This is a genomic window from Actinacidiphila yanglinensis (assembly GCF_900107965.1).
GTDB lineage: Bacteria > Actinomycetota > Actinomycetes > Streptomycetales > Streptomycetaceae > Actinacidiphila > Actinacidiphila yanglinensis.
In genome coordinates, this window is record NZ_FNVU01000017.1 from 89,290 (window position 1) to 100,869 (window position 11,580).

The 11,580-nt window shown below is 71.4% G+C and carries 10 protein-coding genes; all 10 read right to left on the bottom strand.

Going from position 1 to position 11,580, the window contains the following annotated elements; all coding sequences use genetic code 11:
* Positions 1-19: 19 nt before the first annotated feature.
* The gene (locus tag C4U44_RS30085) at positions 20-1,636 is read right to left on the bottom strand and encodes a lipopolysaccharide biosynthesis protein (protein ID WP_146088389.1); all 1,617 of its coding nucleotides are present in this window, start codon (positions 1,634-1,636) and stop codon (positions 20-22) included.
* Complete coding sequence (gene rfbD, locus C4U44_RS30090; protein ID WP_103889279.1) at positions 1,629-2,480, bottom strand: dTDP-4-dehydrorhamnose reductase; 852 nt, start codon at positions 2,478-2,480, stop codon at positions 1,629-1,631. Before rfbD ends, C4U44_RS30085 begins: the two co-directional genes overlap by 8 nt.
* A gap of 41 nt (positions 2,481-2,521) precedes the next feature.
* Positions 2,522-3,505 (bottom strand): dTDP-glucose 4,6-dehydratase, encoded by a 984-nt coding sequence (gene rfbB, locus C4U44_RS30095; protein ID WP_103889197.1) that lies wholly within the window; start codon positions 3,503-3,505, stop codon positions 2,522-2,524.
* Complete coding sequence (locus C4U44_RS30100) at positions 3,502-4,569, bottom strand: glucose-1-phosphate thymidylyltransferase (RefSeq protein ID WP_103889198.1); 1,068 nt, start codon at positions 4,567-4,569, stop codon at positions 3,502-3,504. Before C4U44_RS30100 ends, rfbB begins: the two co-directional genes overlap by 4 nt.
* An 83-nt stretch (positions 4,570-4,652) precedes the next feature.
* A complete protein-coding gene (locus C4U44_RS30105) occupies positions 4,653-6,794 on the bottom strand; it encodes a hypothetical protein (protein WP_235032462.1) in 2,142 nt (713 codons plus the stop codon).
* 196 nt (positions 6,795-6,990) lie between these two features.
* Positions 6,991-8,490: a bifunctional cytidylyltransferase/SDR family oxidoreductase gene (locus C4U44_RS30110; protein WP_103889200.1), complete on the bottom strand. Its 1,500-nt coding sequence runs from the start codon at positions 8,488-8,490 to the stop codon at positions 6,991-6,993.
* 254 nt (positions 8,491-8,744) lie between these two features.
* Entirely contained in the window at positions 8,745-10,187 is a 1,443-nt protein-coding gene (gene obgE / locus C4U44_RS30115) for a GTPase ObgE (protein WP_103889201.1), read from the bottom strand.
* Between the two features lie 123 nt (positions 10,188-10,310).
* Positions 10,311-10,565: a 50S ribosomal protein L27 gene (gene rpmA, locus C4U44_RS30120; protein ID WP_103889202.1), complete on the bottom strand. Its 255-nt coding sequence runs from the start codon at positions 10,563-10,565 to the stop codon at positions 10,311-10,313.
* A 14-nt stretch (positions 10,566-10,579) separates the two neighbouring features.
* Entirely contained in the window at positions 10,580-10,903 is a 324-nt protein-coding gene (rplU, locus tag C4U44_RS30125) for a 50S ribosomal protein L21 (RefSeq protein ID WP_103889203.1), read from the bottom strand.
* 195 nt (positions 10,904-11,098) lie between these two features.
* On the bottom strand, positions 11,099-11,428 hold the full coding sequence (locus C4U44_RS30130; protein WP_103889204.1) for a DMT family transporter: 330 nt from the start codon (positions 11,426-11,428) through the stop codon (positions 11,099-11,101).
* Between the last annotated feature and the right edge of the window lie 152 nt (positions 11,429-11,580).

Here is an 11,580-nt window from a genome sequence, read left to right on the forward strand (position 1 = left end):
TAGCGCACCCTTTCGTCAGCTATTCAACCGATTGCGGACGCTCCGCGGAATCCGGGAAGTTGGTCCCCTGTACGGCATCCGTCCACCCAGCTTGACGGTCGAAGTGACGCTGAGGTTGCTTCCGGATGGCATAAGTCACCCGGATGGAGAGCAGGATCGCGGTGAGCGCCGCGCCGACGGCGTAGGCGATTTCGACCCGGTCACGGATCGGCAACGGACTGAACGTCACCCCGAGCAGTGCCGCGGTGCCGACGGCCCACGACAGCAGCTGCCGGCCGTGGCCGCCGGTGGTCTGCAGCGCCTGGCCGAGCACCGAGGCGAGCATGTAGCAGAGGGTGCCGGCCGACAGCCACGCGAAGTCGGTCCAGCCCAGCAGGTCCGGCGAGCCGAACAGCCGCGGCACCAGCCACGGCCCCAGCGCCACCGCCACCACCCCGCCGGTGCCGCCCAGCAGCACGGTGAACGAGGCCGTCCGCAGCAGCAACTGGCGGTACGCCGCGCGATCGCCGGCCGCCACGGCCGCGGACAGCCCGCGCAGCAGCGACGCCTGCAGTGAGCCGAAGACGAACAGCGGCACCCGGGCCAGCACCACCGCGGAGAGCAGTGCGGTGATGAAGTCGGTGTCGTCCGGGGCGAGCAGCTTCACGCTGATCACGGAGATGTTCACCAGGAGTTGGGCCAGCAGCGTGGAGGGGATCAGCGCGATCAGCCCGGACCACAGCGCCCGCCACGGCAGCGGCGGCGACGGCCGGCGACGGGCGTCCGCCGGGCGCCCCGGGTCGGCCCCGCGCCCCGGGTCCGCCGCGCCGTCACGCGCCGCCCGCCGCACCCACGGCAGCGTCGCCACCACCGACAGCAGCGTCGGCACCGTGAGCACCGCGGAGAACGCCAGCGGCGAGTGCGAGCCGGCCAGGGCCAGCACCACCGAGAAGACCACCCGCAGCACCCCGTCGAGCGCCAACTGGGTGCCATAGGCGAGGAACCGGCCGGTGCCGGCCAGCATGCCGCGGGTCACGTAGGCGACCGACAGCGCACCGAAGGCCGCGCACAGCGCGCCGACCAGCGAGGTGTCGCCGTCGAACAGCCGGTTCGCGATCGGGTGCGCGAACACCGCCACCGGCACGCACACCGCGGCCAGCAACCCCAGCGAGGTGGCCGCGCCCCGGCGCAGCACCGGGCCGGTGCCCTCCTCCGCCACCACCCGGGCGGCGACCAGCCGGGTCATCTCCTGCTCGATCGGGAAGAACAGGCCGAGCCCGACCGAGAAGACCAGCGTCCACAGCACCGACACGCCCGCCATCCGGTCGGACGGCAGGGAGCGGCCGGCGGCGGCGAGTTGGATGTAGCTGGCCAGGCCCAGCACCGCGGTGCCCGCGCCGACCAGCGCGGTGCCCGGCGGCAGCACCGCGAGCAGTCGGCGGCTCAGCCGCCGGCGCCCGCCGCCCGGGCCGGTGCCCTCGCCGCCGCCCGCGCCCGCAGCGGGCGCGCGGCGGCTGCCGGTACCGGCGCCCGCGCCGGCATCCGTCCGGGACCTTCCTGCGGGCGGGTCGCGGTCGTCCTCCGCACCCGGACCCTCGGCCCCTCCCCCGCCTTCGCTGTCGGCCTCGCCCCCGTTGCCGGCCGCGGCCTCAGCCACGCTCGGCTGCCACCAGGGCGGGGAACGCATCTGCCAGCGCCGACTGCCAGTCGCGGATCGGCTCGATACCGGCCGACCGCCACCGGTCATGGCCCAGCACGCTGTACGAAGGGCGCGGCGCGGGCCGCGCGAACGCCGCGCTGGTGGTGGGCCGGACCCGCTCCGGGTCGGCGCCGAGCAGCCGGAAGATCTCCCGGGTGAAGTCGAACCAGGTCGTCTCGCCCGCGCTGGTGCCGTGGTAGACGCCGGCCGGCGCGTCCCCGGCGAGCGCGGCCACACCGAGCCGGACCAGCCGGTCGGCGAGGTCCGCGGTCCAGGTGGGCTGCCCGCGCTGGTCGTCCACCACGTCGAGGGTGTCCTTGACGCCCTCCAGCCGGATCATCGTGCGGACGAAGTTGCCGCGCGCCGCTCCGTACAGCCACGCGGTACGCACCACGTAGCCGTCGTCGGGGAGGATGTCGAGCACCGCCCGCTCGCCGGCCAGCTTGGTGCGCCCGTAGGCGCCGCGCGGGCCGGTGGGCGCGTCCTCGGCGTACGGACTGCCCGCGTCGCCGGCGAAGACGTAGTCCGTGGAGACCTGGATCATCTTCGCGCCGGCCTTCGCACACGCCTCGGCGAGGTACCGCGGCCCGTCGCCGTTGATCCGCGCGGCGTCGGCCTCGCGGCTCTCCGCGTCGTCGACCCCGGTCCAGGCCGCGCAGTTGACGACCAGGACCGGCTGGTGCTCGGCGACGGCGGCGGCGACCGCCTCGGGGTCGGTGATGTCCAGGGCCGTACTGCCCAGGGCCACCACCGCCGTGTCCGGCTCGGTGCGCAGCCGGACCAGCAGGTCCTGGCCCAGCATCCCGGCGGCGCCGGTCACCAGCCAGGTCGCGTTCGGCGGTTTCACAGTGCGGCGCGCTCCTTCAGCGGCTCCCACCAGGCCCGGTTGTCCCGGTACCAGGCGACGGTCTCGGCCAGGCCGGTCGCGAAGTCCTTGCGCGGCTCGTAGCCCAGCTCGGTACGGATCTTGCTGCAGTCCACCGAGTAGCGGCGGTCGTGGCCCTTGCGGTCCTCGACGTACGCCACGCTGTCCCAGCCGGCGCCGCAGGCCTCCAGCAGCAGGCCGGTCAGCTCCTTGTTGGACAGCTCGGTGCCCCCACCGATGTTGTAGACCTCTCCGGGGCGGCCGAGGTTCCGTACCAGGTCGATTCCCTGGACGTGGTCGTCGATGTGCAGCCAGTCCCGGACGTTGCCGCCGTCGCCGTAGAGCGGGACCTTGCCGCCGTCCAGCAGGTTGGTGATGAACAGCGGGATGACCTTCTCCGGGAAGTGGTGGTGCCCGTAGTTGTTGGAGCAGCGGGTCACCCGCACGTCGAGGCCGTGGGTGCGGTGGTAGGCGAGCGCGATCAGGTCGCTGGACGCCTTGGCCGCGGAGTACGGCGAGTTCGGCTGCAGCGGGTCGGTCTCGGGCCAGGAGCCCTCGGAGATCGAGCCGTACACCTCGTCGGTGGAGATGTGCACGAACGTCTTCACGTCGTTGCGCAGCGCGCCATCCAGCAGGGTCTGGGTGCCGGCCACGTTGGTGGTGATGAACTCGGTGGCGCCCAGGATCGAGCGGTCGACGTGCGACTCGGCGGCGAAGTGCACCACCTGGTCGTGCTCGGCGAGCAGCTTGTCGACCACTGCCGCGTCGCAGATGTCGCCCTGCACGAAGCGGAAGCCCGGGTGCTGCCGGACCTCGTCGAGGTTGGCCGGGTTGCCCGCGTAGGTGAGCTTGTCCAGGACGGTGATCTCGACATCGCCGGGCCCGGTCGGGCCGAGCAGGGTACGGACGTAGTGGGAGCCGATGAAGCCGGCCCCGCCGGTCACCAGTATGCGGTCGGTCATGACGAGATCTGCACCTTGCTGTGATCGCCGAGCACCAGCCGGTGCGCGGCAGGGTTACGGGGGGCCGGGGTCACCTCGACGTTGCGCCCGATGAGGGACGCCTCGACCCGGCGGACGCCGGTCAGCGAGGAGTCGCGCAGCACTATCGAGTACTCGATCTCGCTGTCCTCGATCCGGCAGTTCTCCGACACGGAGGTGTACGGGCCGACGTAGGAGTCGCCCACCACCGCGTCCTTGCCGATGATGACCGGGCCGACGATCCGGCTGCCGGTCACCCGCGCGCCGGCCTCGATCCTCACCCGGCCGATGATCTCGCTCTCCGCGTCGACCTCGCCGAGGACGACCGGCTCCAGCGTGTCGAGCACCGACCGGTTGACCTCCAGCATGTCGGTGACGTTGCCGGTGTCCTTCCAGTAGCCGGAGATCGTGGTGGAGCGCACGTCGCGCTTCTCGTCGATCAGCCACTGGAGGGCGTGGGTGATCTCCAACTCGCCGCGCCAGGACGGCTTGATGGAGCGCACCGCCTCGTGGACGGCCGGCGTGAAGAGGTAGACACCGACCAGCGCCAGGTCGCTCTTGGGCTGTTTCGGCTTCTCCTCCAGGTTCTTCACCCGGCCCTGCGCGTCGAGTTCGGCGACGCCGAAGGAGGTCGGGTTCGGCACCTTCGTGAGCAGGATCTGCGCCTCGGGGCGCTGCGCGCGGAACTCCTCGACGAGGCCGGTGATGCCGCCGACGATGAAGTTGTCGCCGAGGTACATCACGAAGTCGTCCTCGCCGAGGAATTCGCGCGCGATCAGCACCGCGTGCGCCAGCCCGAGGGGCGCCTCCTGCGGGATGTACGTGACGTTGATGCCGAGGGCGGAGCCGTCGCCGACCGCCTCCTTGATCTCCCCGGCGGTGTCGCCGACGATGATGCCCACCTCGGTGATGCCGGCGTCGGCGATGGCCTCCAGCCCGTAGAAGAGCACCGGCTTGTTGGCCACCGGCACGAGCTGCTTGGCCGAGGTGTGGGTGATCGGTCGGAGGCGGGTTCCCGCCCCTCCGGAGAGCACAAGTGCTTTCACGTTACGTGTCCCATGCAGATGGATTCAGGGGGCGGTCACTGCGGGCCGCGACCCGCGCCCCCGGCTTGGAGCATACCCGGGCTTCACCCCGCGTTTCTCTCCTGGACATCCGCGGCCAGCTCGTCCTCGGCGCGCCGTTCCGGAGCCGCCTGCTCCATTTCAGCCCGTGCCTGGGCGCTCGTCTCCTGCAACGGGTCGATCTCACCCGACTGGCCCAACGCGGCCTGCTGGATGAGCCGGACGTCCGCCTTGTGCGCGAGTTCCCGCACGGCCTGCGAGAACCGCTCGATGGAGCTGGGGTGGTCGGGACCGAGCAGGTACTGCTTGATCTCCCGGCGCGGGCCGGTCAGCGGGTCGCGCTCGGGGGCGACCACGGCCGCCACCAGCTCGCCGACCCGGCTTGCCGAGTTGCCCAGGACGAGGGCGGCGCGGGCGGCGGTGTTCTGCCGCTTGAACTCCTCCTCGCCCAGCTCGGCCGAATCGGTGATGGCGTACGGCTTGCCGGTCGCCACGAAGTCCGAGACGACGCTGGAGATGTCCGAGACCATCGCGTCGGACTCGTTGAAGCACTCGTACAGGTGCGGCATCGGGCCGGTGACGACCTTGTGCTCCCACGAGCTCAGCGACTTCCAGTACGCGGCGTTCCACCGGGCGCGCAGCGCGGCCAGCCGCGCGGTCAGCTCCGGGTCGGTGATCGAGTCGCGGGACATTATCGCCATGTCCCCCTCGGTGGAGGTCGCCTCGGAAACCAGCGAGTCCAACTCGGCCTGGATAGCGGCGAGTTCGGTACGCGCGGCGGCCTGCGCCGCCTTGCCCTCGGCGATCCGCGCGGACCACGCCGGGTCCGCGGCGCGCTCGGCGTTCGCCTTGACCAGCACGGCGACGACCTTGTCGTGGGCCTTCTTCGCCTTCGGGTTCACGGTGCCGGTGAAGGGGTGCGGCTTGTACAGCACCCGGACCGGGGTCGCGGACTTCACCAGGCCGCGCACGATGTTCGCGCCGGCCAGCATCAGCGAGGTGTTGCCGGGCTCGTCGGTCCAGCCCTCCCAGGTCGGCGCGTACAGCACGGTCGGGACGCCGCTGGCGGCCGCGCCGTCCCAGGCGGCGATCCCGGCGAGCTGCGGACGGCCCACCTCGACCACGTCCTCGTCGCGCACGCCGACGTCGGCCAGCGCGTACCGGTCGCGACCCGCCTTGCCGGCCGTCCACACCTCGTCGTACGCCTTGCTGAACGGGTTGATGCTGGCGACCTTGTCGCTGTCGCCGTGGCCGACGAAGACGTGCTTCATGCTCGGCACCCGCAGCAGGTGGATGTTCTTGCCGACGTTCGCCGGGTACAGCGCCACCCGCACGGTCGACAGGTCCATGTTCATCAGGTGCACCGCGCCGGGCACGCACAGCACCGGCACCGCGGTGTCGGCGAGCTGCAGCAGGATCGCCCGCTCGCGCAGGATCACCAGCGGCCGCTCGTCGCCCTTCAGGTCCGCCATCGTGTCCAGCCACATGTTGACCTGGTACGCGGAGTCGGCGGAGCCGGAGAAGTACAGCACCGTCGTCGGCCGGTAGGCCCGCAGCCAGGTGTCCATGAACGCCAGCGCGTCGTCGGTCTGCGCCGGCAGCCTGCGGCGGGTGAGGTACGGCGCCAGGGCCAGCGTGTAGACGATGCCCAGGCCGAGGGTCAGCGCGGCGCCGAGGTAGACGAACGCCATGTGCCCGGCCTTCGCGTAGACCAGGAATCCGGCCATCGCGAACACGTCGAGGTGCAGCATCTTCTCCGCGGACCGCGAGGTCAGCACGGACGGCGGGGCGCTGGTGATGCGCAGGCCGCCCAGGTCGATGTTGCGGGTGCCGAACGGCAGCTTCCGGCGGTTGCGGATCAGCGTGACCAGGGCCGAGTGCGGCGCCTGCATGCCGTAGAAGACCAGGAAGCAGACGATGGCCGCGGAGAACGCGCGGTTGTTGGCGAGGTTCAGCTGGGCCATCAGCAGCACCAGGGTCAGCTCGCGCAGCAGGAAGCGCAGCGACAGCCCGGCGCGGGCCTTGCCGAGCCGGTTGATCAGGTACGAGCGGCGCTGGTGCAGGAACCAGTCCGCCACGTAGCTGACCACGGCGACCGCCACGAAGAACCACAGGCTCGGCAGCAGTGCGGCGATCACCAGGCACGGATAGCTGAGGAGCATGAGCAGCGCCGCGGCGAGTTCGCCGCCGGACGCCACACGGGCCATGCGAATGGCTTTTGAGATCACGGGGTGACTGCTCCAGTGCGATGTCGAGTGAGACGTCGAATGTGAATGCGAGGGGCGGAGAGTCCTCGCCGGGAGGGGCCGGTCGCCGGGCGCCGGGGTCCCTCCACAACGGACGAAGTCCCTGGGCGCACCGTGTCACGCGGGCCCAAGGACTGTCGATCCGATCGTGCCACGGTTACTGCTCGTCCTCCCCCTGGGCGAGGACGTGTGCCAGCGCGCGCTCGATTCCCGAGGCACCGGACAGGCCGTGCATCGGATCCTGCTGGCGGACGTCGATGACGTGCCCGGTGAGGGTGGACAGCAGGACGTCGAGCGAGGTGCGGGCGACCGCCTCCGAGGAGAGCAGGGAGCCGGCCGGTTCCTGGCCGAACGCCTTGGTGCGCATCGGGGTGGCGGTCCGCTCGGGGTTGACGCAGTTGACCCGGATGCCGTCGCCGGCCCACTCGTCGGCCAGTGCCTGGGTGAGATTCACCATGGCGGCCTTGGTGGAGGAGTACAGGCTGTACTCGGCCCGGCCCCGGGTGTAACTGCTGGAGGTGTAGAGCAGGAGCTGGCCGCGGGTCTCGGCGAGGTACTTGTGGGAGGCGCGGGCGATCTGCACCGGGGCCAGGTAGTTGACCCGCAGCGCCTCCTCGATGGTGGCGTTGTCGGTCTCGGCGAGTCGGCCGATCCGCAGCACGCCCGCGGTGTTCACCACGTAGTCGACCCGTCCGGTCTCCGCGTAGGCCCGCGACAGCGCGTCGTCCACGTGCTCGGGGTCCTCGACGTGGGTGCCGGTGGTGGAGCGGCCCAGCGCGAAGACCTTCGCCCCGTATCCCTCGGCCATCGCCGCGATGTCGGCGCCGATGCCGTAGGAGCCGCCGAAGACCACCAGGGTCTTGTCGGCGAGCAGCTCGCGGTAGGCGGCCTCGTCGGACTGGCCGGGGGCCGCGGTGGAGGCGAGCTGGAAGAGCTTGTCGGCGATGAAGACGTCCACCGGGGTGGTCACCTTCATGTTGTGCTCGTCACCCGGGACCACGTAGATCGGCACGTCCGGCAGGTAGCGCAGCACCACCGAGCAGTCGTCGGTCGCCTGGAAGTTCGGGTCGCCGCCGGCGATCTCGTAGGCACGGCGGATGGTGGACAGCCGGAACGCCTGCGGGGTCTGTCCGCGGCGCAGCCGGGAACGGTCCGGCACCTCGGTGATGAACTCGCCGTCGCCGCCGTGGGTGCGGGTGACGATGATGGTGTCCGCGGACGGGATCGCCACGTCCACCGCTTCGTACCGCTCCAGGGCCGCCACGCAGTCGGCGATCACCCGCTGGGAGATCAGCGGGCGGACCGCGTCGTGGAACAGCACGTTGCGGTCCTGGCCGGGCTCCAGGTCCTCGCTCAGCGCGGCGATGGCCCGCTCGGTGGTCTCGTTGCGCGTCGCGCCGCCCTCGATCACCTGGCTGACCTTCTTCAGGCCGGCCTTGGTGACGATCTTCTCGACGTCCGGGACGTAGCCCGGTGCCATCAGCACGATGATGTCGTCGATCGCTTCGGACTGCTCGAAGATGGCGAGCGTGTGCTCGATCACCGCCTTGCCGGCGATCTTCAGCAGTTGCTTGGGAATCGACAACCCGACCCGCTGTCCGGTGCCGCCGGCGAGCACGACGGCGGTGGTACGGGTCTGGGCAAGGTGCTGGGACACGTGAAACCTACCTAGCGGCAACAAGAGATTACGGGGATCGTCTCACCCCCGGTAACCGTCTCGCAAGGCGGGGTTCACCGTGGTGCCCTTGCGACGACGCCCCTGGCGTGCGCGGCTTCTTCTCGCGGAAGGAGCCGCGCACACCAGGGGCGCGGGGAACTGCTCTGCGGAGCTTCGCCCGGAAGGCGCCCCCGCAGCAGGTCACCGGCGGAAAGTCCGGCGGCCACGCGGACGAGCGGCTCGGGCGAGCCCCGTCACCCCCCGAAGGGGTGGAACTCGTCGTAGGCCTCCGCCGCCTCGTCGTGCTCGGCCTGGCGGTCGCGGCGGCGCGAGGCGGCCGGACGCGGGGCGTCGAAGCGATGGTCCTCGCCGCGCCGGCCCAGCATCTCCGCGCCCGCGGCCAGCGACGGCTCCCAGTCGAAGACCACTGCCTCGTCCTCGGGGCCGATGGCGACGCCGTCCCCCGCCTTCGCACCGGCCTTGACGAGCTCGTCCTCGACGCCGAGCCGGTTGAGCCGGTCCGCGAGGTAGCCGACGGCCTCGTCGTTGGTGAAGTCGGTCTGCCGCACCCAGCGCTCGGGCTTCTCGCCGCGCACCCGGTACAGCTCGCCGTCGTACTCGACGGTGAACCCGGCATCGTCGACCGCCTGCGGCCGGATCACCACGCGGGTGGACTCCTCGGCCGGGCGCGCCGCCCGCGTCTCGGCCACGATCCCGGCCAGCGCGAACGACAGCTCCTTGAGCCCGGCGTGCGAGACCGCGGACACCTCGAAGACCTGGTAGCCGCGCGCCTCCAGCTCGGGCCTGATCATCTCCGCGAGGTCCTGCCCGTCGGGCACGTCGATCTTGTTGAGCACGACCAGCCGGGGCCGGTCCTCCAGCCCGCCGCCGTACGCCCGCAGCTCCGCCTCGATGACGTCGAGGTCGGTCACCGGGTCGCGGTCGGACTCCAGGGTCGCGGTGTCCAGCACGTGCACCAGCACCGAGCAGCGCTCGACGTGCCGCAGGAACTCCAGGCCCAGGCCGCGGCCCTGGCTCGCCCCGGGGATCAGCCCGGGCACGTCGGCGATCGTGTAGACGGTCGACCCCGCGTGGACCACGCCCAGGTTCGGCACCAGTGTGGTGAACGGGTAGTCGGCGATCTTCGGCTTGGCCGCGGACAGCACCGAGATCAGCGACGACTTCCCCGCACTCGGGTAGCCGACCAGCGCCACGTCGGCGACGGTCTTGAGCTCCAGCACGATGTCCCGGGCCTGCCCGGGCACCCCGAGCAGCGCGAACCCGGGCGCCTTGCGCCGGGCCGAGGCCAGCGCCGCGTTGCCGAGGCCGCCGCGCCCGCCCTGCCCGGCGATGTACTGCGTGCCCTGGCCCACCAGGTCGGCCAGCACGTTCCCGTGCCTGTCCTGGACCACGGTGCCGTCGGGCACCGGCAGCACCAGGTCGACGCCGTCCTTGCCGGAGCGGTTGCCGCCCTCGCCCGGCTTGCCGTTGGTCGCCTTGCGGTGCGGGCTGTGGTGGTAGTCGAGCAGGGTGGTCACGTCCTGGTCGACGACGAGGATCACGTCCCCGCCCCGGCCGCCGTTGCCGCCGTCGGGCCCGCCCAGCGGCTTGAACTTCTCCCGGTGCACGGAGGCGCAGCCGTGGCCCCCGTTACCCGCGGCGACGTGCAGTTCGACGCGGTCCACGAAGGTGGTCATGGGTGCTTCCTCCAGAACGTACGGGTGTGTCCGGCTCTCACCGGGCTTGAACGCGCCGAGGGCGGCCCCGCTTCCCGGAGTCCGGGGAAGCGGGTCCGCCCTCGAAGGTTGTCGCGGCCTGCCTCAGGCGGCCGGGACGATGTTGATCACGCGGCGACCGCGCTTCACGCCGAACTCGACCGCACCGGCCGACAGCGCGAAGAGCGTGTCGTCCTTGCCGATGCCGACGCCGGAGCCGGGGTGGAAGTGGGTGCCACGCTGGCGGATGATGATCTCACCGGCGTTGACGACCTCGCCGCCGAAGCGCTTGACGCCGAGCCGCTGAGCGTTGGAGTCGCGACCGTTCCGGGTGGACGATGCGCCCTTCTTGTGTGCCATCTCTCCTCAGTCCCTTACTTCGCAGCCGCAGCGGGGATGCCAGTGATCTTCAGCGCCGTGTACTGCTGGCGGTGACCCTGGCGACGGCGGTAACCGGTCTTGTTCTTGTAGCGCAGGATGTCGATCTTCTGGCCCTTGTGGTGGTCCACGATCTCGGCCTCGACCTTGATCCCGGCGAGCACCCACGGGTCGCTGGTGACGGCCTCGCCGTCGACGACGAGCAGCGTCGAGAGCTCGACCGCGTCGCCGACCTTGCCGGTGGGAATCCTGTCAACCTCGACGATGTCGCCGACGGCCACCTTGTGCTGGCGGCCACCACTACGCACGATCGCGTACACGCGGAACTCACTCTCTCGCTCGATTTCGAACCCCTGATGCCAGCACCCCAGTCCTGCGGCGGGGGGCCTCTCCCGAAGTGGATCCGGGAGGAATGTGCTCAGTGGAAGGCGCAGAAACGCCGAGGATCCAGGCTACGGAGTCCACCCGTCCCTGGTCAAATCCGGTCCGGGCCGGCCCGGACCGGTGCCGCGCGGTCAGCCGTGCGCGTTGCCGCCGCCGAGGTACAGCACCGCCACCCCGATGATGATCAGCGCGGCGCCCAGGGCCGTGGTGGGCGTGATCCGCTCGCCGTAGATCACCGCCCCGCCCGCGAGCGCGCCCACCGTGCCGAGGCCGGACCAGATCGCGTAGACCGGGCCGACGTCGAGGCTCTTGAGCGCCAGGGCGAGCAGCACGAAGGCGGCGACGTAGCCGACGGCCACCACCACGGAGGGCAGCGGCCGGGTGAACCCGTGCGAGCCGCGCAGCGAGAGGGTCGCCGTCACCTCGGACACGATGGCGCACGCGACCAGGACGTAGGGCATCAGCTCTCTCCCCCCGGGCCGGGGACCCGCTGTCCCGGCCCCTCCCGCGGCGCGCCGATCCGTACGCCGTTCCGCACGTGATGCCGGACACCGCTTCGTACGCCGTCCGCTAAGTGGCCCCGTACACCGTTCCGCACGCCACACCCTCCCGC